Consider the following 25,198-nt stretch of genomic DNA (forward strand, 5'->3'; position numbering starts at 1 on the left):
AGAGGGGGAAGGCCCAGCGCCGGACGAGGTCGATGCCCTCCTCCAGCGGCAGCCCCGTGAGGAGGGCGCGCGAGCGCTGCCTGCCGGCCGGCGCTTCCTCGTAGCGCTTGAGCAGGCTTTCCAGGCGGCTTCGGGTCTCGATGTCGCGCCGGTCGGCCTGGATCTGTGCCCTGGCCCGCGGCCAGTGCTCGATCAGCGCCTCGTGCGACAGCCTAAGGCTGGTCTGCCGGGCGTCTCCCTCGACGGTCAGCAGGCGGATGTCGGGTGCGAGCAGGGCCTCGATCAGGCGGCGTGCCGGCGAGTTCTCCGCGAAGGCGTCGAGGCGGCTCGGGCGCGAGGTCACCGCCTCCCCCGTGCTCGACGTGACCAGCGTCCGCAGGACCTCCGGCAATGCTTCCGCCGCCTTGGAATCGCGCGAATGCAGGCCGGTCCAGGCCATCTCGGCCCGGGTGGCGATGGCGCCCTTCAGTTCGCCCATCACCCGGTAGGCGTCGAAGGTCAGCTGCCGGCCGCCGAGTTCGGTGACGTCGCGCCGGTAGAGGTCCTCGAGCACCACCGAGAGAAGCGGCAGCGCCCCCGGCTCGGCCGCCGCCGCCTCGGCCAGGACCGCGTCGAGACCGATGCGCGCCTCGTTCTCCTCGAACTGCAGGCCGGTGGCGCGGGCCGGACGCCGGATCACCTCCAGGAGTTCGGCGCCATCGGGCGGCAGCAGGTCGAGGCGCGCGCCCTCCTCGGTCAGCAGCAGAAGCTCGGGGATCGCGGCTGCGCGATGCCACAGGTCCGAGCGCATCGTCGCGATCACCCAGACCACGCCCGAGCGGGCGAGCCCCGCGAGCAGGCGCACGAACGCGAGCCGGTCGTCCTCCGTGATGTCGGGACGGGTGAAGAGTTCCTCCAGCTGGTCCACGAGCAGGACGAGGCGCGCCTCCTCGTGCGACAGCAGGGCTTTGGCGCTGCGCTCCTGCGCCGCGAGGGCCCCGAGCGCGGTGCGGAACGGATACGAGGCGTCCCCGGTGGAGGCCCGCAGGTGCCGGGCGAGCTCCGCCGCACCTGCGCCGGGACCGCCGAGCTCCGCCAGCCCTTCTCCATGGGCCGGGTTGCCAGCGAGCAGCGCGCCCGCCAGCGCCGCGATCGGGTCCGCGCCCGCATCGCCCGGCCGCATCGCGACCCTCCGCCAGAGCCCGACCCCCGGCACGGCCTTGGCCGCGACCAGCGCCGGCAGCAGGCCGGCGCGGGCGAGCGAGCTCTTGCCCGAGCCCGATGCGCCGAGCACCATCAGGAAGCCGGCGCGCGCCGTCGCAGCCTCCGACAGGCGCACCAGCCCGGTCCGGATCGCCCCGTCCCGGCCGAAGAACACCGGCGCGTCGGGAAAGTCGTAGGTCGAGAGCCCGCGATAGGGCGGTCCCTTCAGATGGGTGGGGGCGGCCCCGCCAGACGCGGCCAGGAGCCGCCGCTCGATCAGCTTGGCGAGGTCGGCTTCGAGCCGGGCGTCGAAGGCCTCCAGACTGTCGTAGCGGGCGCTGGCCGCGAGAAACTCGCCCCTGTTCTCGAAGTGGCGCGCCCAGAACGCCTGGAGCGCCTGCCATTGCTGCTCCTGCTCGGCGCGAAGGCCCGCGTCGGTGAGCGAGGTGCCGGGATCGCCGCTGCGGCGATAGACCAGGAGATCGGGGGTGCTGCGGAGCTGGAAGGCGGCGAGCGCGTCCTCGAACTCCCATTCGGTGCCCGTCACCGGCGTGCGGCCGTCCATGCCGGTATAGGCGCGCAGAGCCGTGCGCACCGGCAGCGGCGTGCCGAGCCGGGACCACAGGATCAGCACGACGATATCGTGCTGCGAGGGCGGCTCGATCTCGTCCTGGAAGTGGCTGCTGGCGCGCAGCGGCTCGCTCTCCCAGAAATACGGCCGCACTTCGACCAAGCCGGCATAGTCCCGCGCGAGCTTGGCGATGATCAACTGCGCGCGCAGACGCTCCTCGCGCACGTCGCCGGGTGACGAGACGAAGATGCGTAGCGGCGACGGCATGGCTCGTGGAGGCTGCAGAGCGAGGACCGCAACAGCTTAGCCGTTAATCGGCGCGCGGTCTCGGATGCTGACCGCCGATCCCGGAGGAGATCGGCATCGATGTCCGGCTCTGCCGCAACGTTCGGAAACCGAGAAATATCCGGCTCGCCAAGTCGGACTTCCGGCACTCTCTGTATTGTACCAGACAAATCCCGGACCCGATCATCGCTTTGTCCGTGTCAGGAATGCATCACCTTCGGGTTATGAATCGATCGCGACGACGCGACCGTAGATTGGGACGCCCAGTCAATGCGCCGGGTTTGACTCTACTCTAACGAAGCGCGTTGAGAGCGCGCCGAAAAGCCCTGCAAAGGGGTGCGGCCGCGCCAAAGCGTTTCGCCTCAGGGGGCAGAGTATGTCGAGCGTCAACAGCACGGCCGTGTCGGTGGCTTCGCGGATGCGCGGCCTCTGGCTCGCCTCCACGGCCCTGGTCGGGATCCGGATCCTGCCGCAGCCGGCTCCGAGCGTGCTGCACCTGCCGTCTTCGGCCTCGCTGCTGCAGGCCCGGATGGCCCGGCTCCTGGCGCTGGCGATCGAGACCCCGGCCTCGCTGCTGGCGCGGCTGAACCCGCTGCGGGTGCGCAAGGTGCGGCCGGCGGCGCGGGTCGGTCGGCGGAAGTGGCAGCGGGCGTTGCTTGCGGCTACGGCTCTGATCGGCGGCGCGTCCGCCGCCGCGGCGCAGGACATCTCCTGGTCCGGCAACGGCAACAACGACTGGAACGCGCCCGCAAGCTGGGACGGGGTCAACGTGCCGGATACGGCCGACGAGCGGGCCATCTTCGGATCAAGCGGCACGCGGAGCCCGTTCTTCACCCAATCCACGACCGTCGGCGGCATCACGTTCGAGGCCGGGGGGAGCCAGTACTATATCTCGAACAACGGTCACGCCGTCACGTTCACGTCGGACATCGTCAGCAATTCCGGCGAGCAGTTCATCTACTCCAACACCGGTGGCGTGGACGTCGCCTTCTCGGCGAATGCCGGCAACATCACGCTGATCTCGACAAGCACGCCTGATGGCACCAGCGTCGTCGGGACGCCCGGCGGCGGTTTCCGATTCGACGCCGGCGGGCAGGCGGGTCAGGCGCAGGTCCGCTTCGACGACGGCGGCCCACTCACCGTCAACACCGGCGCGAACACCACCCTCAACGTCGGCTCGCTCGCGGGCTCCGGCACCGTCCAGTTCCAGCAGAACAACCAGACCCTGTCGGTCGGCGGCCTGAATACCAGCACCGTCTATTCCGGCGTGATCGGCACCGGCGCCGGGGCATCCACCGCCGCTCTCACTAAGGTCGGTTCAGGCACACTTACGCTGACGGGCGACAACGCCTACACTGGCGGTACCACGGTCTCGGGCGGCGTGCTCCAGATCGGCAGCGGTGGCACCACCGGTTCGGTAGCCGGCAATATCAATCTCGCCAACAACGCCGAACTGACGATCAACCGGTCCGATGCGGTGACCGTCGCCGGCATCATTTCCGGCAACGGACCGCTCAACCAGATCGGGACGGGCACCACGACTCTGACCGGCGCCAACACCTATGTCGGCGACACCAGGATTCTCGCGGGCACCCTGCAGATCGGCGATGGCGGTAGCACCGGCGCGCTCGGTGCCGGCAATGTCGCCAACGCCGGCACGCTGGTGTTCAACCGGAACAATGCGCTGACCTTCGGCGGCGTCATCGGTAACGTCGGATCCGTTCAGCAGATCGGGACGGGCACCACGACGCTGACCGGCGCCAACGCCTACGCGGGCGCAACCACGATCGCGGCCGGCATCCTCAATATCCAGAATGCTTCGGCCTTGGGCACCACGGCTGCCGGAACCACGGTGGCGAACAACGCCACGCTGCAGCTGCAAGGTGGCATCGCGGTCCTCGGCGAAGCGCTGACCTTGTCGGGCAACGGGTCCAACCAGACGTCTCCCAACGGCGCGCTCCAGAACGTGTCCGGCGTCAACACCTTCGGCGGCACGATCACGTTGGCGGCCGCCAGCCGCATCAACTCGGATGCCGGCACGCTGCAACTCACGGCCGGCACCGCAATCACCGGCGCTTTCGGCCTCACGCTCGGCGGCGCCGGCAACGGCCTGATCACGGGTGCGATCGCCACCGGTGCCAACACCGTGACCAAGGATGGCACCGGCATCTGGCGCCTGAGCATTGCCAGCAACTATTCGGGCGGTACGAGCATCAACGCCGGCTCGCTCATCGTCGACAACGGTGCGGCCTTGGGAACCGGCAGCGCGACGGTCGCTTTGGGTGGCACCCTCGGCCTTCAGAGCGGCATCACGGTCGCCAACGCCCTCCTGCTCTCCGGCAGCGGCAGCGGCGGCACAGGCACGGGCACCAACAACGGCGCCCTCGAAAGCCTCATCGGCAACAACACCTACAGCGGCGCAATCACGCTGGGTGCGGCTAGCCGCATCAACGCGAACGCCGGGACATTGACGCTGTCGGGCGGCATCAACGGCGGTGCGGCCAATACCGGCCTGACGCTGGGTGGTGCCAGCACTGGTGCCAATACGGTCTCGGGCGCGATCGGCGCTAATGTCGGCGGCCTGACCAAGGATGGGGCGGGGACCTGGACGCTGTCCGGTGTCAACACCTACACCGGCGCGACTACGATCAATGCCGGCACGCTGGCTTTGAACAACGCCGCCGGCACCGCCATCGCCGACACCACCCGGGTGACGTTCGGCAACCTGCTCGGCACGGCGGCGACGCTTCGGACGCAGACCAACGAGACGATCGGCTCGCTCTCGGACGGCAATACCAGCAGCACGGTCAACATCGCGGCCGGCACCATGCTGACGGCGGGCGGGGACGCCACCACGGACGGCGTCTACGCCGGCGCGATCAACGCCAACGGCACGGGCATCCTTGCCAAGACCGGCGGCGGCACGCAGACGCTGTCGGGCGCGATGACCGGCGGCGCGCTGGTGGTCAACCAGGGCACGCTCGCTCTCGGCACGACCGGTTCGCTGAACACGGCCGGCGTGGCCGGGCTGGTCCCGGGCGCAACGGGTGGGCAGGCCCAGGCCGCGGTGCTCGTGAACACCGGCGCGATCTTCGGCAATGCCGGCACGATCACCGCCACCAACCAGGGCGTGGCGCTGCAGGGCGGCACGTTCAACAACACCGGCAGCGTCACCGCGGCGAACCAGAGCGGCGTCTTCGCACTGACGGGTGCGGTCGCGATCACCAACACGGGCACGGGCTCGATCAGCGGCGTCAACGGCATCGACGCCAGCCTGACCTCGGCCGCCGCCATCTCCATCACCGGCAACGGTTCCTACACCGGCACCGGCGGCTTCGGCATCCGGGCGGTCAGCCTCGGCGGCAATGTCGTCCTCGGCACGACGGGGGCCGCCCTCGGCGCCGTCTCGGGCGCGAGCGCGATCTTTGCCAGCACCACCGGGACGGGCACTGTCGACGTCGTCACCGCCGGCAACGTCACCAGCACCGGTGCCAACGCCATGGGCATTGCCGCCAGCGGCGTGAACGGTGCCGTCACCGTCAACCAGACGGCGGGCCTCATTCAGGCAACCAGCAACGGCATAGACGCCCGGTCGACCGGATCGGGCGCGGTCATCGTGAACCAGGCGGGCGGCACGATCGGTTCGACCGTGAGCAATCCCATGGTTGGCCTCAATGCGGAGCGCAACGCCGCGGGCACGATCTCCGTCACGTCGGGAACGATCTACGGCCAGGCAGAGGGCGTGCGGGCGATCAACTTCAGCAGCGGCAATGTCGGCGTCGACGCGCAGGGAAGCATCACGGCCAAGATCGGAATCAACGCGAAGATCAGGGGCACGACGGGCGACATCGCCGTGACGGCCGGTGCCGGTGCCATCAGGGGCAACACGATCGGTACCACCACCGCGAACAACGATAGCGCCAATGTCGGCATCAACGCGGCCCTGGAGACCAATGCAGGCGCGACCGGGACGGTGAGCGTCACCACCGGCACGGGCGCGGTCTCGGGCGTCTCGGGCATCACCGCCTCCTCGGCCGGTACGGTGAGCACCAGCGCGGTCACGGTGAATGTCGGCGGCAACGTCACCGGAACGAGCGGCACCGGCGTCAGCGCCAAGAGCGCGGGCGGTGTCGTCACCGTCAACCAGACGGCCGGCGTGGTCCAGGCGACGGGCAACGGCATCGACGCCACCACGACCGGGGGGCGCGCGATCGTCGTGAACCAGTCCGGCGGCCGGATCGGCACCGATGCGACCACCCGCGTCGGCGGCATCGGCATCAACGCGACGCGCGCCACGGCCGGCGACATCACGGTCACGGCCGGCACGATCTTCTCGACCGGCACCGGCGTGCTCGCGTCGAACGGCGGCACCGGCACGGGCAACATCAAGGTCGACGGCGTCTCGGGCGGCTCGATCACTGCAACCGGCGGCGGCATCTTCGCCACCACCTCGGGGACCGGCAACGTCGTCGTCGGCGGCACGACCGCGATCGGCAGCATCACAACCGGCGGCTTCGGCATCAGTGCCTACTCCAAACTTGGCGGGGTGAGCGTGAACACCGCGGCCGGCACGATCCAGAGCGGCGCCGGTACCGCGGTGATCGCGGCGCAGAACGACTCGAATGACGCGACGGGCGCGGTTACCATCAGCAACGCAGCGACGCTTCAGCGTGCCGCTGGCGCGCCCTCCGTCGACGCGATCGGCGTGACGGATTTCGGGTCCGGCGGCGTCACGATCACCAACACGGGGGCGATCGGCGGGGCTGCCGGGTTCGGAGCCTTCAGTAACGGCATCAACGCCGCGTCGACCTACGGCAGCGTCACCGTCACCACGTCGGGGGCGGGCGTCATCGGGGCCGCCCTGCTCCCGACCTCGAACGGCATCGTGGCGTCTTCGTCGGTTGGTGGGGTGACGGTCCAGGCCGATGCCAACGTCAGTGCGGCGACGCGGGGCGTCATCGCGCAAGCCCAGAACAGCTCCTCCGGTGCGGGCAGCACGGTCACGGTCCGCGGCGCGGGCGCGATCTCGGGCGGCACGGGCATCCGGGCCACCCATGCCGGGACGGGACCGGGCGCGGGCAACGCCGCCGTGACGATCTCCGGCACGGGCGCGACCACCGGCACGACCGGCATCGGCATCGACGCCGCGATCCTCAATGCCGGCAACGCCGGCAACATGCTGGTGACGCGCTCGGGGACCGTCACCGCCGCGACCACCGGCGTCAACGCCACGACGCTCGGTGCGGGCACGGTGACGGTCTCAGCCGGCCCGATCACCACGACGAACGGTTCCGGCGTCGTCGCCACCGGCACGTCGGGCGTGGTCGCTGTGACGGCGAACGGTGCCATCACATCCGGGAGCACCGGCGTTGCGACCAATGCCGGCATCTTCCTGACGGGCACCGGCACCGGCAACACGGTCACGGTGGGGGCGAGCGGGGCTCCGATCGAGCCGACCGTGCGGGGCGCGATAGGCCTGCGCATCGACGGCGGTGCGTCGGGCACCGGCGTCGCCACGCTCGCCAACTACGGCACCATCGCCAGCAGCGCCACCGGTGTCGGCGCCAACGCCGTGCAGATCGACCGCGGTACGCTGGTGATCGGCGAGCAGGCCGGCACGCTGAGCGGCAATCTCGCGATCGCCACAGCCGGCAGCACCCTCACCGTCGACCGGACGGCCGCCCTGACGTTGGCCAACACGATCACCGGGGCGGGTGCGCTCAACAAGGCGGGCGCAGGCACGACCACGCTGACCGGCGTGAACGGCACCGGAAACCAGTTCACCGGCACGGCGAACGTCACGGCGGGCACGCTCGCAGTGAACGGCACCTTCGGCGACACCGCAGGCCGGACCGCCACCGTCAACGTCAACACCGCCGGTACCCTGCACGGCTCGGGTACGATCGCGGGCTCGGTCGTCGTCGGCAGCGGCGGCACGGTCTCGGCCGGCAACTCGCCGGGCACGATGACGATCGCCGGCAACCACACGCTCCAGGCCGGTTCGACCTCGCTGTTCGAGCTGGGCTCGGCGGGCGTCGTCGGCGGCACCAGCAACGACCTGATCAACGTCGGCGGCAGTCTGACGCTCGGCGGTACGCTCAGCCTGGTCTCCGCGACGAACGCCGCCAGCGCCCCGGTCTCGGGCGCCTACCGGCTCTACAATTACGGCGGCGCCCTCGCCGGTACCTTCGGCACGGTGACGACGCCGAGCGCCGCCTCAACGGCGTTGGTCTACACGAACATCCCGAACCAGGTGAACGTGCTGCTCACCAACGGCAACCAGTCGGTGCAGTACTTCGACGGCGCCGACATGACCGGCGCCACGGCCGGCGGCCAGGGCGGTACCGGCACCTGGAGCGCGGCCAACACCAACTGGACCACGCTGCCCGGCGGCGAGGTCAACGACGTGTGGCGCTCGGGCGTCGGCATCTTCGGCGGCACGGCCGGCACGGTGACGGTGGTCGGCACGCAGGACGTGCAGGGCCTGCAGTTCGCCACGACCGGCTACACGGTCACCGGCGGATCGCTCAACCTGAGCGGCAATCCCTTCAACACCGACACCAGCAGCTTCATCAACGTCGATGCCAACGTCGCCACGACGATCAGCAGCGCGGTGGTCGGTTCGGCGACGGTAGGCCTGACGAAGCTCGGCGCCGGCACGATGACGCTGACGGGCAACAACGGCTACAGCGGCGGCACCACCTTCGCCGCCGGCATCCTCAACGCCGGCAGCGCCAATGCGCTGGGCACCACGGGCACGCTCAGCTTCACGGGCGGCACGCTGCAATACAGCGCCGCCAACGCCACCGACTATTCCGGCCGCTTCTCGACGGCTGCCAACCAGACCTACCGCGTCGACACCAACGGCCGGGACGTCACCTACGCCACCGGCCTGACCTCGTCGGGCGGCAGCCTCGCCAAGCTCGGCGCCGGCATGCTGACCCTGACGGGCGCGAGCACCTATGCCGGCGCCACCACGATCGGGGCCGGCACGCTGCAGGTCGGCGGCGGCGGCACGTCGGGCTCGCTCGCCGCAGGCTCGGCCGTCACCATCGCGGGCGGCGCCACCCTGGCGCTGAACCGCTCCGGTACGCTGGCCTTCGGCAACGCCGTCTCCGGCGCGGGTTCGCTCACCGTGCGCGGCGCGACCGGCGCCAACGACAGCATCACGCTGTTCGGCGCGCTGCGCCAGACCGGCGGCTTCACCGTCGCGGACGCCTCGAACGTCACGCTGACCGGCAGCTATTCCGCGGCCCCTTCGGTCTCGCTCGCGGGCGGCGGCACGTTCACCAACCAGGGCTCCGTGAACGCCTCCAGCGACGCGATCCTGACCAGCCAGACCGCTGGCACCACGGTCATCAACGAGGCCGGCGCGCAGATCGTGGGCGGGTTCAGCGGCGTCATACAGATCCAGTCCGCCGTCCCGGCGGCGCTCGCCGTCACCAATTCCGGCCTGATCCGCGGCAACGGCTACGATGGCGTGACCCAGCACGGCACGGGTGCGCTCACCGTCACGAATAACGGCACCGGCGTTATCTACGGGCAGAACGGCACGATGTCCGGCAACGGCTACGGCGTCGGCAGCGATGGCGGCGGCGCGTTGACCCTTACGAACGCCGCTGGCGGCCGGATCGTCGGCCGGTACGGGGTCGTCGGCTCGAACGCCGGCGACCAGGTCACCAATGCGGGCACGATCGCCTCCGGCACCCTCAACGGAGACGGGAGCGTCGCACCGGGCGGCGTCGCAGGCGTCGATCTGCGGCAGGGCGGCACCGTCATCAACCAGGCCGGCGGCCTGATCCAGGGCGGCGGCAACGCCCTGCTCTCCGCCGGAGCGCTCGTCCTACGCAACGCCGGGACGATCACCTCGCCGAGCAGCGACGGCATCCTGACGTCGTCGACGATCGATATCCGCAACGCCGGCACGATCTCCAGCAGCGTCAATTCGGGCCTCGCCGCCGTGAGCGGCAGCGGCACGATCGTCAACGCGACGGGGGGCGCCTTCACCGGCGGCTCGAGCGCGCAGTTCGGCTACGGCGTGCAGTTCGCCGGCGGCTCCGGCACCGTCGAGAACTATGGAACGCTGAACTCGACCCGCACCACGAATGGCGGCTCCGGCGGCATCTATGCCTACGACCGCAGCGGAGCCGACCTCGCCACGGTCACGGCCAACCTCTACGCCGGCTCGACCACCGGCGCGATCACGCTCGGCGGCGGCAACGACACCGTCGCCCTCAATACCGGCTCGGGCACCGCCGGTGCAGGCGTCGTGACCAGTGACGGCGTGCGTCTCCAGAACGCCGGCACCCTCTCGGCGGCCGCCTTCGGCACCATCGACCTCGGCGGCGGCATCAACACGCTGACCCTGCGCGGCGCGGGCGACGGCACGGCGGCCAACGGTGTCGCCGGCACGCTCGCCCTCGGCTCCGTCAGTGGGGCCGGGACGTTCAACAAGGTGGATGCCGGCACCTGGACCCTCACCGGCCAGACGGCCGCCCCGCTCGCCGGCATGACCGCCAACATCGGCGGCGGCACCCTCGCCATCAACGGCGTGTTCGGCGACACGACGGCCAACGACGCGACGGTCAACGTCAACACCGGCGGCACCCTGCACGGCTCGGGCACCATCGCCGGCTCGGTCGTCGTCGCCAGCGGCGGCACGGTCTCCGCCGGCAATTCGCCTGGCACGTTGACGGTCAACCGCGACTACACGCTCAATGCCGGCTCGACCTCGCTGTTCGAGCTCGGTGCGTCGGGCGTCGTCGGTGGGACCAGCAACGACCTGATCGCCGTGGGCGGCAACCTGCAACTCGGCGGTACGCTCAGCCTCGTCTCCGCGACCAGCGCCGCCAGCGCCCCGGTCTCGGGCGCCTACCGGATCTACAATTACGGCGGCGCGCTCAGCGGTGCCTTCGACACGGTGACGACGCCGAGCGCCGCCTCCACGGCTTTGGTCTACACGAACATCCCGAACCAGGTGAACGTGCTGCTCACCAACGGCAACCAGTCCGTGCAATACTTCGACGGCGCCGACATGACCGGCGCCACGGCCGGCGGCCAGGGCGGTACCGGCACCTGGAGCGCCGCCAACACCAACTGGACCACGCTGCCCGGCGGTCAGGTCAACGATGTCTGGCGATCCGGCGTCGGCATCTTCGGCGGCACGGCCGGTACGGTGACCGTGGCCGGAGCGCAGAGCGTGCAGGGCCTGCAGTTCGTCACAACCGGGTACCAGCTCGCTGGTACGGGCACGCTCAACCTCATCGGCGATCCGGTCACCTCCGCGACGCAGAGCTTCGTCAACGTCGACCAGGGCGTCGGCGTCACGATCGCCAACGCGCTGACCGCCACCGGCGGCACGATCGGCCTGCGCAAGCTCGGCGACGGCACGCTCACCCTGACCGGGGCGAGCACCTATGCCGGCAGCACTACAGTGGAATCCGGCACGCTCGCCATCGCGGCCGGTGGTTCCGTCGCCTCCGCGGTCGTCAACGCGGCGATCTTCACCAACGCGGGCACGGTCGGCGGCGGTCTGACCAACAATGCCGGCACGAGCACCAACACCGGCACCATCAACGGCGGCGCGACGATCCTCGCCGGGACCTTCAACACCAATGCTGCGACCAGCGTCGTCAACGGCGCGCTGGTGAATGCCGGCACCGTCAACGCGCAGGGCCAGATCAACGGCGATGTCACCAACCAGACCAGCGCGACGCTCAACGTCGTCGGCGAGCTCACCGGCATCGGTCGTCTGACCAACGACGGCGCGGTCGACCTCGGCGGCAACAACCTCGGCGTCGGTTCGCTCTCGGGCACCACGGCCGCGGCCACCATCGCAGGCGGCGGTACGCTCTCGGCCGGCTCGGACAACACCTCCTCGGCCTATGCCGGCACGATTGCCGGCGCGACCGGCCTCACCAAGGCCGGCACGGGCACCCTGACGCTGTCGGGTGCGAACACCTACACCGGCGCGACCACGGTCTCGGCCGGCACGCTGCAGGCGGGGGCGGTGAACGCCCTCTCCGCGGCCTCGGCGGTGACGATCGCGACCGCTGGCCGGATGGACCTGAACAGCTTCAACGAGACCGTGGCTTCGCTGGCGGGTGCCGGCAGCGTCACGCTCGGTTCGGCCACCCTCACCACCGGCGGCAGCAACGCCACCACGGCCTATGCCGGCACGATCTCCGGCACGGGCGGTCTGGTGAAGACCGGCACCGGCGGCTTCACCCTGTCGGGCGCCAACGGCTTCACTGGCCTGACCGCGATCCAGGCCGGCACGCTGACCGTCGCCGCCGGCGGCAGCCTGGCGGGCTCGGTCAACAACGCGGCGGGCTTCACGAATGCCGGCAGCGTCGCCGGCAGCCTGACCAACAGCGGAAGCGCCACCAACACTGGCACGGTTGGCGGCGCTGTCACGAACAGCGGCAGTCTCGCCACCTCCGGCACGATCGGCGGCGGCCTCACCAACACCGGCACGGTGACGGCCTCGGCCGGACGGATCGACGGCGCCATCGCCAACAACGCCGGCAGCGTCACGGTCAGCGGTCAGGTGGCGAGCAACGGCACGCTCACCAACGCCAGCGGCGCGACCCTCGCCGTTGCTGGCGGCGGGGCCTACGGGCTCAGCGGCCTGCTCACGAACGCCGGCAGCCTTACCGTGGCCTCCGGCGGCAGCCTCACGGCTCCGGCCGGGATCAGCAACTCCGGCTCGATCGCCGTGGCCCAGGGCGGCACCATCACCGACGCGCTGGCCAACACCGGCAGCGTGGTCAACGACGGCGCCTACAATGCAGATGTGAGCAACACCGCGTCCGGCACCATCGCCAACCGCGCCACCGGCGTCTGGACCGGCAACCTCACCGCCAACGCGGGCACCGTCGGCAATGCCGGCCAATGGAGCGGAGACGGCCGCAACGATGCCGGCGGCAGCTTGACCAACACGGGCACCTGGACGACGGCCACCGGTCCGTTCGCCAATGCCGGGACGCTCGCCACCTCCGGCGTGCTCAACGGCGGCGTCGCCAACACCGGCAGCGTCCAGGCCTCCGGCCAGATCAACGGCGCGGTCTCGAACGGCGCCGGCGCGAGCTTCGCCCTCACCGGTGCGCTCACCGGCGTGACGACCTTCGCCAACAACGGCACGCTCGATCTCGGCGGGACCGCCTTCACCGTCGGCTCGCTCTCGGGCACCAGCGCTGCGGCGACCCTGCGGAACGGCGCGCTGACCACCAACGGCGACAACAGCTCGACCGCCTATGCCGGCACGATCGTCGACGGCGCGGCCGCGACCTCGCTCACCAAGAACGGCACCGGCAGCCTGACGCTGACCGGCACCAACACCTATACCGGCGGCACCATCGTCAACGCCGGCAGGCTCGTCGCCACCGCGGCCAGCCTCGGCAGTGGGCCGGTGACCAGCAACAGCGACCTGATCATCGACCAGCCCGGCGATGCCACCCTCGGCAGCGCCATCAACGGCACCGGCCGCTTCGTGAAGCGCGGTGCCGGCGCCCTGACCTATACCGGAACCGGCACCCTCTCGGGCGCCACCACGGTCGAGGCCGGGCGCCTCAGCGTCAACGGGGGCCTCGCGAACTCCGTCGTCACCGTGGCGAATGCTGCGACGCTCGGCGGTGCCGGCACGGTCGGCGGGGTCGTGGCGGCTGCCGGCGGCGCCGTCGCTCCGGGCGCCAGCCCCGGCGCGGTCGGGACCCTGCGGGTCGCGGGCAACGTGCTGTTCGCCAGCCAGTCGCTCTACCAGGTGGACGCCACCGCATCCGGCCAGTCCGACCGGATCGCGGCGACCGGCACCGCCACGCTCCAGGGCGGCACGGTGCAGGTCACGGCCCAGGCCGGCCTCTACAACCCGACCACGAGCTACACGATCCTCAGCGCGGCCGGCGGCGTCACCGGGCGGTTCGCGGGCGTGACCTCGAACTTCGCCTACCTGACGCCGTTCCTGACCTACGACGCCAACGACGCCTATCTCCGCCTCGCCCGCAACGATCTGCAGTTCGCCACGACCGCGCAGACGCGCAATCAGGGCAACGTCGCCGGCGCGGCCCAGGCGACGGGGGTCGGTTCGCGGCTCTACGACGCCATTGCCGTGCTCTCCGCGCCGCAATCGCGGGTGGCCTTCGATGCGCTCTCGGGCGAGATCCATGCGAGCGCGGTCTCGGCGCAGTTCGAGAACGCCTTCCTCGTCCGCGAGGCGGTGCTCGACCGGCTGCGCTGGGGCGATGCCGGCGGCTTCGGCGGCGGGATCGGCGGCCAGGGCATCGGCCAGCGCTTCGCGCCGGGCACCACCCTGCCGGGGGCCTACACGGCCGACCTGCCGGGTCGGGCTCCGACGCTCGCCGCGATCCCGACGCGTCTCGTCGATCCGCAGCCGATCGCGGTGTGGGGCCAGGGCTTCGGTTCGTTCGGCTCGACGGCGACCGACGGCAACGCCGCCCGTCTCGCCCGCCAGACCTCGGGCTTCGTGCTCGGCGGCGACGCACGGGTGGGCAACGACTGGCGGATCGGCGCGGCCGGCGGCTACAGCTTCACCAATCTCGACGTCACCGGGCGGCTCTCGTCCGGCACGGTGGAGAGCGGCTACGGTGCGCTCTATGCCGGTGGACCGCTCGGGGACCAGAGCCCACTGCAGCTGCGCCTCGGCGCGACCTTCGGCGGCAACAGCCTGACCACGCGCCGTGCGGTCACCTTCGCCGGCTTCTCCGAGAGCGCGGGCGCCCGCTACGGCGGCACGACCGGCCAGGGCTTCGCCGAGGTCGGCTACCGCGTCGGAACCGGGACGAGCTATGTCGAGCCGTTCGTCGGAGCCGCCGCGATCCGCCTGGGCCGCGATGGCTTCAGCGAAACCGGCGGTGCCTCCGCGCTGACGGCCCGTGGCCGCGACTACGACCTCGCCACCTCGACCATCGGCCTGCGCGCCGAGGGCCGTCTCTCCGAGGTGTTCGCCAGCGATCTGCCGATCATGGTCAGGGCGCTGGTCGGCTATCGCCGCGCCTACGGCGACGTGGTGCCGTCGGCGCTGCTCGCCTTCGCGGGCGGTCAGCAGTTCGTCTCGGCCGGCATCCCGATCGACCGCGATGCACTGGTGGCGCAGGCCGGTATCGACTGGCAGTTCGCCCCGAGCACCACGCTCGGCGTGAACTACACCGGCCAGGTCGGCCAGCGCGCCCAGGACCACGGCGTGAAGGGCAACTTCACCTACCGGTTCTGATATCGAAGCGAGGCGCCGCAGGCGGGACCATGACTCCTGCCTGCGGCGCCTCGCCGTCCGATAAGAACGCTCCGAAATTCACGATTCCCGTCAGCAGGTCCGCCGTCATGTTCCGTCTCGCCCCGATCCATCGGACGGCTGTCCTCGCGCTCGCTCTGCCGGTCACGGCCGCGCTGATCGCCGCAATCCTGGCCGGGCCGGTCGGCGCGCAGGCGAACAAGGCCGTCGCGCAGCCTGCCGCGGCGCCGCCGGCCAAGCCCGTGCCGAACGAGCCCGGCGCCACCACCGCGAGCTTCGGCGACTGGGTGCTGCGCTGCCAGCGCGGCGGTACAGCCGAGAAGCCGGTGCGCGTCTGCGAGGTCGCCCAGTCCATGCAGGTGCAGGGGCAGAACCAGCCCATCGCCCAGATCGCCATCGGCCGCGCCGGCGTGGGCGAGCCGCTGCAGGTGACCGTGCTGCTGCCGCCGAACGTGATCTTCCCGAGCGGCGTCCGTCTGCTCTCCGACGAGAAGGACAGCACCGGCTACGACCTGACCTGGCGCCGCTGCTTGCCCGGCGCCTGCGTCGCCGATGCCCCCGCCAAGGACGACGCCCTCAAGCGCTGGCGCGCCGCCGGCGAGCCCGGCCGCATCGTCTTCAAGAACGCCGGCGGACAGGACGTCGCCATCCCCCTGTCCTGGCGCGGTCTGCCCCAGGCCCTCGATGCATTGGTCAAGGAACCTGGTTAGCCAAGCGCCTGCCGCCTCCGGCTATGCAGGCCGGTCCGGTTCGTCTACGCGACTCCGCCATCTCGGTTCGTCCCGATCGAGCGGGGTTCGAGTGCGCGAAGCAGGAGATGGCGCATCAGGATGATCGGCAGGCTGCTTCCGTTCGGTGCCAAGCGGCGGGAGCGTCGTGAGCGGCTGCGGGAGCGGCGTCTCGTCGCGCAATCGGGCTTGTTCAATGCCGGCTGGTATCTGAGCCGCAATCCGGATGTCGCCGCCTCGGGGCAGGACCCGCTCGACCATTTTCTGAGACACGGCGCCCGCGAAGGACGTCCGGCCGGCCCGGATTTCGACACGCGGCTCTATCTGGCCGCTTATCCGGAGCTCGCCGACGGCTCGGTCAACGCCCTGCTGCACTACCTGGAACGGGCTGCAAGCACGGGGCCGGCCTCCAACACGGCGACGCGGCGCGCCGCCGACCCGCACGGCGGCGGGGCGATAGGGCCCAGAGCCATCAGCTTCAGCATAATCCTGCTCGACGGCCCGCCGCGCGCAAGCGACAGAACCCTGGAGAGCCTGAGAGGCCAGAACGACGCCATCGTCGAGGTCATCGCCGCTCGGACCGATCCGCGGATGCCGGCGATCCGCGCGGTGCAAGCATCGCCCGGCGGGTCGTTCCTCGGCGCCGCCCTCGACGCGGCGGTCAACGACTACGTCGTCCTCCTCGATCCGGGCGACATCGTGCTGGACGGTGCGTTGACGGCGCTGGCGGATCATCTCGCAGGCGCGGACAGCGACATCGTCTACAGCGACGAGCATCAGGGGGCCGCACCGGTGCTGAAGCCGGGCTGGTCGCCCGAGCTGCTCGATGCCTACAACTACTTCGGGCGCCTGACAGCCATCCGCCGCGGGATCGCCCTCGCGGCATGCCCCGATCCGTCGGCGGGCGCCGCTTCGGAATGGAGCCTCAACCTCGGCGCCTCGGCCGGTGCCGGCCGGATCGACCGGCTGCCCGTGATCCTCTGCCGGCGCACCGAGCCGGCCGCGTGCGATCGTGTCCGTGCCCTGACCCATCGCGCCGATTACGAGGGCGTTCTCCAAGGACTCTGGGCGGATCGGACGAAGGATCCGAGGATCGAAGCCCGCAGCGACGGCACGTTCCACGTCGCGTGGCCGCTCCCCGTCCGTCCGCGCGTCTCCGTCGTGATTCCGCAGGCCGGCGACGCCGATGGCTTGAGGCGTTGCCTCGATGGGCTCCTGCACCGCACCGATTATCCGGACATCGACATCGTCGTCGTCGGGCATCGATCGACGACAGCGGAGACCGAGGTGTTCTGTGCGCGACTGGGCGAGCGGCCGATCAGGTTCGTCCCGCTCGACGGAAGCCTGACGCGCGCTCGGGCGTACAATCTCGGCGCATCCGTGGCGCGGGGGGAGCTTCTCCTGTTCCTCGACCCCGATCTGACGATCGTCGAGGGCGGCTGGCTGGACGCGCTGGTGGGGCCGAGCATCGGCGACGGTGTCGGCGTGGTCGGCCCGAAGCTGCTTGCCCCCGATGGCCGGATCCGGGAGGCCGGTATCGGTCTCGGTTTGCGGGACTTCTACGCGCGCGTGTTCGAGGGAGCCGCGGCGGACGACTGGGGTGTCTTCGGCTCTCCCGACGTCCAGCGCAACGTGGCGGCGGTGTCCGGAGCCTGCCAGCTCGTCGCCCGGTCGGTGTTCGAGCGCATCGGCGGATACGACGAACGGTATCGGACCGGCTGCGCTGCGATCGCGTTCTGTCTCGACGCGGCGCGTGCCGGCCTCCGAACCGTCTATGCCGCCGGCGCCGTCCTCACCCAGGCGCACGTGACGCCGGATTCCACGGATGCATCGACCGACCGCGTTCTGCTGGCGGAACGCCTGCGCGCCCTCGGGATCGAGGACGATTCCTTCCTGCACCCCGCCCTGGATGCCCGGAGCGCCGAGCCTCGCCTACGCGAGCACTGGCCGGAATACGGAACCATCGCCCTCCGCCGTACCATCGAGCATCTGGCGCATCCGCTCGACGCCTCGCAGCCCCTCGACCTGTTCGATGACGGTGCCGTGGCCGCCGCCGCCGGCCTGCCCTGGAACGCGGTGACGTGGCGCTCCGAGCCCGGGCGACGTGCGCACCGAAGCGCAAGCCCCGCGGGACTCCTCATCGACCTGCTGCGGCGGCGGCCGGATCTCCGTACCCGCTTCCCGCGCGCGCTCAGCGAGGGGAGGGCAGGTCGGTTCGCGGAATGGGCAGGGACGGAGGGGATCGGAATCCTGCGCCTGTCGGAGGCCCAGGCCGCCGGCATCGCGGCCGCCTTCGCGACGGATCCCGGTGCCCGCGCCCGCCAGTATCTGACCTACGACACCGCGTTTCGTAGCGGGCAGCCGCTGTTCCTGCTGCCGAACGGACGGAGGGCCACCTGCCGCCGGCTCTTCGAGGCCGTCGCGGTCGGAATTCTCGCGCTGGAGGAGGTCTGGTGGTTCCTGCTCGCCTGCGCCGAGGCCCCGCTCGACGAACTCTGCGCGACCTGGGCCATCACGCCGGCCTGGCAGGAGGCCGTCCCGGATGGCGGCAGCGTCTTCGGTATCGTCGCCCTCGTCAGATGGGTGAGCGAGACCTACGGCATCGCATCGGACTGGCTGTTCGCACCCTATGCACCCTCGGGTGCAACCGATGCACAGCAGGTGCGCTCGGGCTTCGCCGCGCATCCGGCATGGCGTGACGCCTTTCCCGATGCGCTGACCGACGAATCCCGGACGCGAGAGCTGCTGCGGTACCTGTCGGCGCGCCGGTCTGAGCTCCCGTTCGTCGCGCGCGAATGGGCGCGGACGCGGGACGTCCCGGCGCTGGCGTCGGAGCTTCGGACGGGCGGCGTCAACATTCTCGGACATTTCTCCTACCCGTCCGGATTGCGGATCTCGGCCGAGAGCATGGTTGAGGGCCTGCGCATGGCCGGCGTGCCGCTGAGTCTGCGGGACGTGCCGATCCGCTTCGCCACGGACGAGCCGATCGCGCCCCGGCTCACCGGGTCGGAGGTCTTCGACACCACGATCATCCACGTGCAGCCGCAGCCTCTGTTCAACGAGGCCTATGCGCGTTCGGGGCTCCGGCCACGCGACGAGCGGACCTACCGGATCGGGTACTGGTACTGGGAGTTCGACCAGCTGCCCCCGGATTGGAACCGCGCGGCTCTCGACTGCGACGAGTTCTGGACCGCGACGGAGTTCGTCGCCGAGGGCTTGAGGCGGGCCTTCCGCCAGCCGGTGAGGGTGCTGCCCCCGGGCGTCGAGCTCCCGCGTTTCGATCCCTTGCCCCGCGCGCATTTCGACCTGCCGGAGCACGACTACCTGTTCCTGTTCGCGTTCCACATGACGAGCGTCATGGAACGCAAGAACCCGCTCGGCCTGATCGAGGCCTTCCGGCAGGCGTTCCGGCCCGACAATCGGGCGAAGCTCGTCATCAAGACCGCGTTCGGCCGGGAGCACCCGGAGGCGTTCGCCCAGCTGCAGCAGGCCGCGGGGGAGGCGGGTGTCATCCTGATCGACGCGACCCTGACGTGGCACGAGACGCTCGGCCTGATGGCGGCCTGCGACGCCTACGTGTCCCTGCATCGCAGCGAGGGGCTCGGACTGTCGATGGCGGAGGCGATGCTGCTCGGCAAACCCGTGATCGCGACGCGCTATTCCGGCAACCTCGACTTCATGGACGACGGCAACAGCCTTCTCGTCGACTTCCGTCTCGTGACGCTCGACCGGGATCTGCCGCCCTATCAGCGCGGCTTGCGCTGGGCCGAGCCGTCCCTCGACCATGCCGCGGCGCAGATGCGCCGGCTCTACGCGGATCGCGCCTTCGGAGAGGAGCTGGGCAGCGCGGCCCGCGCCGATCTCGCGACGCGGATGAGCTGTCGCGCCAGCGGCCGGCGCATGGCGGAGCGCCTCGCCGAGATTGCGGCGATGCCCTGAACCGCCTGCTCGCGGCCGGAAAGACGGTCGGCCCGTCCCTTTTGACGCTCGCTTGCGCATGGTATCGACCGCCCCTTCTCGACGACGCGCCCACGACCGCAGGCGGCTCAACACGGATCCATGACCGACGTGATCGACAGCCTCTCGACGGGTGGCGCTCTCAGCGGGTGGCGCTTCTCCGTCGCTCCCATGATGGACTGGACCGATCGGAACTGCCGGTCCTTCCACCGTGTGCTCTCGGCCCGCGCCCGGCTCTACAGCGAGATGGTCACCACCGGCGCCGTGCTGCACGGCGACCGCGAGCGCCTGCTCGGATTCTCGGCCGCGGAGCATCCGGTGGCGCTGCAACTCGGCGGGTCGGACCCGGCGGCGCTGGCGGCTTCGGCGCGGATCGGCGCGGATTTCGGCTACGACGAGATCAATCTGAACGTCGGCTGCCCCTCCGACCGGGTGCAGGAGGGCCGCTTCGGCGCCTGCCTGATGCGCGAGCCGGCCCTCGTCGGCGATTGCGTGGCGGCGATGAAGGCGGCGGTGTCGGTGCCGGTCACCGTGAAGTGCCGCATCGGCGTCGACGACCAGGACCCGGAGGCAGCGCTCGATGCCCTCGTCTCTGCCGTTCGCCGAGCCGGCGTCGACGGTCTCGTTGTTCATGCGCGCAAGGCCTGGCTGAAGGGCCTGTCGCCGAAGGAGAATCGCGACGTTCCGCCCCTCGATTACGGGCGCGTCGCCCGGCTGAAGGCAGGGCACCCCGACCTGCCGGTCGCCCTGAACGGCGGCGTGGCCGACGTGGCGCAAGCCCTCGGCCTGCTCGAGCAGGTCGACGGCGTGATGGTCGGGCGGGCGGCCTACAGCGATCCGGCGATCCTGCTCGACGTCGATCCGCTGCTCTTCGGCGAGCCGGCCCCGGCCGCCGACCCGTTCGCAGCGATCGAAGTGTTTGCCCCGACCATCGCCGCGGGCCTCGAAGGGGGCTTGCGGCTGCACGCCTTCACCCGGCACATGCTCGGCCTGTTCAACGGCCGCCCCGGCGCCCGCGCCTTCCGCCGTCACCTCGCCACCGCCGGTGTCGCCCCCGACGCTGGGCTCGCGACGCTGCACGAGGCGGTTGCGAAGGTCTCGCGCGAATGGCAGTTCGCGCCGCCGTCGGGGCAGGCGGCCTGAGGCGGCCTCAACGGCTGCGCAGGATCAGCCGGTCTCCGCGCACCTCGTAGGAGGGCAGGCGGGTCAGAAAGCTCTGGCCGAGCAGGTTCGTCGAGAGTGCGCCGGGTTGGCTGACCATGGCGTCGACGTTGCGCTCGGTGATCGGGCCGATGGTGATCGAGTCGAGCCGGATCGGTGCGGTCATGGCCGTGCCGTTGGCGGTGGAGACCTTCGTCCGGAACGCGCTCTCGGCGGGCTTGATGCCGAGCGCGGCGGCGCTCTCCATCGTCAGCACCACCGAACTCGCTCCCGTATCGAAGGCGAAGCGCTGCTCGGTGCGCCCGTTGATCTCGGCGAACACCGAGAAATCGCCGTCGGCGCGGCGGGTGATGGTGACCTCGCCGCCGGGGCCGACCACCGCAGTCCCGGGCCGCAGGGCGCCGAGCAGGCCCCCGCCGATCTCCCGGGCCTGTTCCCTGTAGGCGTATCCCGCGACCACCACGGCCCCGATCCCGACCCAGATCAGGAGAGCCCGCAGGTTCTCGCCCATGCGATCGCGAAACCGGTGCCAGAAGCCGGCGCTCAAGAGCACGATCAGGGCGCTCAGATAGGCGAGGTTGCCGAAACGGTCGGGTTCGAACCCGGCGATCGACCCGTCGTCGCCGGCCACGAGAAGCGCGATCAGCGCGACGCCGACGATGCCGAGACCGATCCAGAGCCTCATGCCGTCCGCGCTCCTCCGTTCGGGAAAGCCCTGCTCAGGCGCTCCCCGAGCACGGCCATCACGGCGAGCCGTTGCGGCTCGCTCATCGAGCCCCACAGCGCGATCTCGTCCCGCGAGCGCCCGCAGCCCTCGCACAGGCCAGACGCGGCATCGAGGATGCAGACCTTGGTGCAGGGGCTCGACGGTTTTTTGGGGGAGGGCACGGTGATCATCTGAGGCGCAGATGAGCCAGGGCGTGGGGCGGAATCAAGGGTGGATCTGCCCACGTGAGAATCGACCGTCCACTCACACCGGCGTCGCCGCGAGCAGCCCGATCAGCGCGGCGATCTCAGCGACCTGCTGGCAGGCCCCGATGACGTCCCCTGTCTGGCCGCCGATCCGGCGCTCGGCCAGCATCGTCAGGCCGTAGGCGGCTGCGGGCGCGAGCAGGAGCATCAGCACGACGCCGAGCAGAGGCAAGCCGAGGGCCCACGCGATCAGGCCCAGCACGAGGCAGAGCGCCACCGCGATGGCGAGGGTCGTGCCGGTCGGCCGGCCGACCGAGGCGCCGGCGCCACCGGGGCGGGCGGGTTCGAGCAGGACCAGCGGCGCCAGGGCGGCGGTGCGCGAGACGGCCGCCGCCAGCAGCAACGCCAGGGCCGCATGGGCGCCCGAGCGGTCGAGCAGCGTCGCGAGCGCGCCGAGCCGCAGCGAATACGAGAGCACCAGGGCCGTGCCGCCATAGGCGCCGATGCGGCTGTCGCGCATGATCTCGAGCCGGCGCATCCAGGTGCTGCCGCCGCCGAACCCGTCGGCGACGTCGGCGAGCCCGTCCTCGTGCATCGCCCCGGTGATCAGCGCCAGCACCGCCAGCGCCAGCGCCGAAGCGACGAAGGGGCCGAGCCGCAACTCCCAGCCGGCGACCAGCACCAGCGCCGCCGGCAGCGCCAGCAGCAGCCCGGCCAGCGGCAGGACGCGGGGCACGGTGGTGAAATCCGGCGCGGCATGGGGTGCCGGCTCGTCAGGCAGCGCCGGCACGCTGACGCGCGAAAAGAAGCGGAGGCAGACGGCGATGTCGTAGAGCACGCCCGCGCCGGGGAAGAACGGGGTCGGGTGAACCCTGTCGTCGTCGCTCATCGTCCGCCCATCGCGCCGCGTCGGATCGTCCGGCCGCCTTCACCGCAGGCCTCGCGACTTCTATAGCCTCCCAGGCAAGCCTCTCGCCATGTCAGGGCGAAGCTGGCCCTTCAGTTTCTTCGAGCGCCCCGCGATGACAGCCGATTCCGCTCCGTTCGCCGACATCCGCCGCCTCGTTGCTGAGATGCCGGGGCCCGACGAGGACGCCCTTGCGGCCGTGCGTGCCCGCGACGCCGTGCTGACGAAGCCGGCAGGCGCTCTCGGGCGGCTCGAAACCCTCGTCGAATGGCTCGCGGTCTGGCAGGGCAAGGCCACGCCGACCCTCGACCGGCCGCTGGTCTGCGTCTTCGCCGGCAGCCATGGCGTCACCGCGCGGGGCGTCTCGGCGTTTCCCGATGCGGTCAACCGGCAGATGCTCGACAACTTTTCCGCCGGGGGCGCGGCGATCAACCAGCTCTGCGCGGCCTACGGCCTCGGCTTCAAGGTGTTCGACCTCGCCATCGACCTGCCCACCGGCGACATCTGCGAAGGCCCGGCGCTCGACGAGAAGGCCACCGTCGCGACCATGGCCTTCGGCATGGAGGCGGTCGCCGCCGGCACCGATTGCCTCGCCATCGGCGAGATGGGCATCGGCAACACCACCATTGCCGCCGCGATCTACTGCGCGCTCTGGGGCGGCGAGCCCGCCCACTGGGTCGGCCGCGGCACCGGCGTCGACGCGGCCGGGCTGGCGCGCAAGGCCGAGGCGATCGCGCTGGCGCTGAAGACCCATGCCGGGCATCTCGACGATCCGCTCGGCGTACTCGCCCGGCTCGGCGGCCGCGAGATCGCGGCGATGGCCGGCGCCATCCTCGCCGCGCGGCTACAGCGCATCCCGGTGGTGCTCGACGGCTATGTCTCCACCGCCGCCGCGGCCGTGCTGTACGCCCTCGACCCCCACGCCCTCGACCATTGCGTCGCCGGGCACCTGTCCGTGGAGGGCGCGCATGCGGAGGTGCTGGAGAGGCTCGGCCTCGAACCGATCCTGTCGCTCGGCATGCGCCTGGGCGAGGCTTCCGGCGCCGCGCTCGCGCTGGGTGTGATCAAGGGGGCTTTGGCCTGCCACCGGGACATGGCGACCTTCGCGCAGGCGGGGGTGGCCGGACCGTCCTGAGGCGCGACGGCTATGGCCATACCAGTGCACGCACCAGGGGATCGATACACACGGCCCATGTCGCGGGCGGAACCGCGCGACGCGGGTCCCTTGCCTGCCGCATCGTCGGCGACGGGAGTGAGTTTCGTGACCGAGGCGCTCGACCGGCTCGGCGGCACCGTCGGCGAGTACCGCCGGCATTTCGGCCTGCGCTGCCGCACCAACCGCGCTCCCGAGCGCTACGCGATCGAGCAGGCGCTGCCGGCGCGAGCTTCGACGAACTGATCGTCGAGGTCGCGGCCACCTCGATTGCCTCGTCTCGGCGGAGCGGGTTGAGATCGGCGACGAGGCTTTCGTCCTCGCCGTGCTGCAGGACATCACCGATCGGAAGCGCAACGAGCGCGAACTGTTCTCGGCCATCGAGACGGTGATGGCCGACACCTTCTGGTTCAGCCGCGGCCTGATCGAGAAGTTGGCCAACCTGCGCCATCCCGGCCGTGAGGGCCACGGCGAAGCCCTGCTCAACCGCACGCTCCAAGCAGCACCAGGAGGCCGTGACCACCGCCAAGCAGAAGGCCGAGGCCGCGGCCATCGCCACCAAGTCGGCGGCAACCCAGGGTGCCTTCTACGGTGCGATCGCCCTTCTCTTCGGAGCGCTTGCCGGCTTCCTCGGCGGTCTGCTCGGCAAGGTCCGTCCCGTCGTTGCCTACGAAACGGCTCGCCGCGCCTGAACCTTTTTGTGGGGCCGACCGTTGCTGGTCGACTCTTCCATCACGACCCACCCCTCACCCAAGGAGATCATCCGATGAGCAGCACCACCGACAAGATCAAGGGTCTCGCCAACGAAGCCGCCGGCAACGTCAAGCAGGGCATCGGCAAGGCCACCGACAACGAGAAGCTGCAGGCCGAAGGCAAGGCGCAGGAGCTGAAGGGCGAAGCCCAGAAGACCGTCGGCGACGCCAAGGACGGCGCCTCGAACCTGGCCGACAAGGTCAAGAGCAAGATCTGAAGCCGATACGATCGACGACGAGCGGGGTGGCCGGGAGGCCACCCCGCTCGTCGTTTGAGGCCGGTCGCCGATGCCCGCATCAGAGGTCCGCAAACAGTGACGGTGGCCATCCGCGACGACTGCACG

General features: G+C 70.8%; 11 protein-coding genes and 2 pseudogenes. 9 read left to right on the top strand and 4 right to left on the bottom strand.

The features are described from left to right. Positions 1 to 2,020: nSTAND1 domain-containing NTPase (locus MHA02_RS06610; protein ID WP_244612406.1), on the bottom strand; the 2,020-nt coding region annotated here is incomplete at its 3' end. Positions 2,021 to 2,414: 394 nt separating this feature from the next. Here MHA02_RS06610 and MHA02_RS06615 point away from each other — a divergent pair. The 4 genes from MHA02_RS06615 to dusA all read left to right on the top strand — a co-directional run bounded on the left by MHA02_RS06615 (position 2,415) and on the right by dusA (position 21,112). Beyond that, positions 2,415 to 15,266, top strand: coding sequence for an autotransporter-associated beta strand repeat-containing protein (locus MHA02_RS06615; RefSeq protein WP_147077792.1), 12,852 nt, complete (start codon positions 2,415 to 2,417; stop codon positions 15,264 to 15,266). 107 nt (positions 15,267 to 15,373) lie between these two features. Continuing rightward, entirely contained in the window at positions 15,374 to 15,994 is a 621-nt protein-coding gene (locus tag MHA02_RS06620; protein WP_147077794.1) for an invasion associated locus B family protein, read from the top strand. Positions 15,995 to 16,114: 120 nt separating this feature from the next. Further along, on the top strand, positions 16,115 to 19,951 hold the full coding sequence (locus MHA02_RS06625) for a glycosyltransferase (RefSeq protein ID WP_147077796.1): 3,837 nt from the start codon (positions 16,115 to 16,117) through the stop codon (positions 19,949 to 19,951). A gap of 189 nt (positions 19,952 to 20,140) precedes the next feature. Further along, positions 20,141 to 21,112 (top strand): tRNA dihydrouridine(20/20a) synthase DusA, encoded by a 972-nt coding sequence (dusA, locus tag MHA02_RS06630; RefSeq protein WP_238180321.1) that lies wholly within the window; start codon positions 20,141 to 20,143, stop codon positions 21,110 to 21,112. Positions 21,113 to 21,119: 7 nt separating this feature from the next. On the opposite strand, the gene MHA02_RS06635 is transcribed toward dusA, so the two are convergent. The 3 genes from MHA02_RS06635 to MHA02_RS06645 form a co-directional block, all read right to left on the bottom strand. Next, positions 21,120 to 21,815 carry a retropepsin-like aspartic protease family protein gene (locus MHA02_RS06635; RefSeq protein ID WP_147077800.1) on the bottom strand — a complete coding sequence of 232 codons (696 nt, stop codon included), beginning with the start codon at positions 21,813 to 21,815 and terminating at the stop codon, positions 21,120 to 21,122. Next, positions 21,812 to 22,027, bottom strand: a complete 216-nt coding sequence (locus MHA02_RS06640) for a DUF1289 domain-containing protein (protein ID WP_147077803.1) — start codon at positions 22,025 to 22,027, stop codon at positions 21,812 to 21,814. Before MHA02_RS06640 ends, MHA02_RS06635 begins: the two co-directional genes overlap by 4 nt. A gap of 73 nt (positions 22,028 to 22,100) precedes the next feature. Next, positions 22,101 to 22,931, bottom strand: a complete 831-nt coding sequence (locus MHA02_RS06645) for an adenosylcobinamide-GDP ribazoletransferase (RefSeq protein WP_147077805.1) — start codon at positions 22,929 to 22,931, stop codon at positions 22,101 to 22,103. Positions 22,932 to 23,064: 133 nt separating this feature from the next. Between MHA02_RS06645 and cobT the strand changes: the two genes are divergently transcribed. The 5 genes and pseudogenes from cobT to MHA02_RS06665 all read left to right on the top strand — a co-directional run bounded on the left by cobT (position 23,065) and on the right by MHA02_RS06665 (position 25,072). Next, positions 23,065 to 24,084, top strand: a complete 1,020-nt coding sequence (gene cobT / locus MHA02_RS06650; RefSeq protein ID WP_147077807.1) for a nicotinate-nucleotide--dimethylbenzimidazole phosphoribosyltransferase — start codon at positions 23,065 to 23,067, stop codon at positions 24,082 to 24,084. Positions 24,085 to 24,210: 126 nt separating this feature from the next. Continuing rightward, positions 24,211 to 24,348, top strand: coding sequence for a hypothetical protein (locus MHA02_RS22070; protein WP_210245054.1), 138 nt, complete (start codon positions 24,211 to 24,213; stop codon positions 24,346 to 24,348). A gap of 19 nt (positions 24,349 to 24,367) precedes the next feature. Further along, positions 24,368 to 24,574 (top strand): annotated as a pseudogene (locus MHA02_RS22620) (helix-turn-helix transcriptional regulator); the annotation flags it as partial. A 25-nt stretch (positions 24,575 to 24,599) separates the two neighbouring features. After that, positions 24,600 to 24,794 (top strand): annotated as a pseudogene (locus MHA02_RS06660) (PhnA-like protein); the annotation flags it as partial. Between the two features lie 74 nt (positions 24,795 to 24,868). Next, complete coding sequence (locus MHA02_RS06665) at positions 24,869 to 25,072, top strand: CsbD family protein (protein ID WP_147077809.1); 204 nt, start codon at positions 24,869 to 24,871, stop codon at positions 25,070 to 25,072. Positions 25,073 to 25,198 lie beyond the last annotated feature (126 nt).

Origin of the sequence: Methylobacterium haplocladii (assembly GCF_007992175.1) — a bacterium.
GTDB lineage: Bacteria > Pseudomonadota > Alphaproteobacteria > Rhizobiales > Beijerinckiaceae > Methylobacterium > Methylobacterium haplocladii.

Excerpts from the sequence above, each read along its gene's own strand:
- MHA02_RS06615 (WP_147077792.1), top strand. The coding sequence starts at position 2,415 with ATGTCGAGCGTCAACAGCACGGCCGTGTCGGTGGCTTCGCGGATGCGC.
- MHA02_RS06620 (WP_147077794.1), top strand. The coding sequence starts at position 15,374 with ATGTTCCGTCTCGCCCCGATCCATCGGACGGCTGTCCTCGCGCTCGCT.
- MHA02_RS06625 (WP_147077796.1), top strand. The coding sequence starts at position 16,115 with ATGATCGGCAGGCTGCTTCCGTTCGGTGCCAAGCGGCGGGAGCGTCGT.
- dusA (WP_238180321.1), top strand. The coding sequence starts at position 20,141 with ATGATGGACTGGACCGATCGGAACTGCCGGTCCTTCCACCGTGTGCTC.
- MHA02_RS06635 (WP_147077800.1), bottom strand. The coding sequence starts at position 21,815 with ATGAGGCTCTGGATCGGTCTCGGCATCGTCGGCGTCGCGCTGATCGCG.
- MHA02_RS06640 (WP_147077803.1), bottom strand. The coding sequence starts at position 22,027 with ATGATCACCGTGCCCTCCCCCAAAAAACCGTCGAGCCCCTGCACCAAG.
- MHA02_RS06645 (WP_147077805.1), bottom strand. The coding sequence starts at position 22,931 with ATGAGCGACGACGACAGGGTTCACCCGACCCCGTTCTTCCCCGGCGCG.
- cobT (WP_147077807.1), top strand. The coding sequence starts at position 23,065 with ATGACAGCCGATTCCGCTCCGTTCGCCGACATCCGCCGCCTCGTTGCT.
- MHA02_RS06665 (WP_147077809.1), top strand. The coding sequence starts at position 24,869 with ATGAGCAGCACCACCGACAAGATCAAGGGTCTCGCCAACGAAGCCGCC.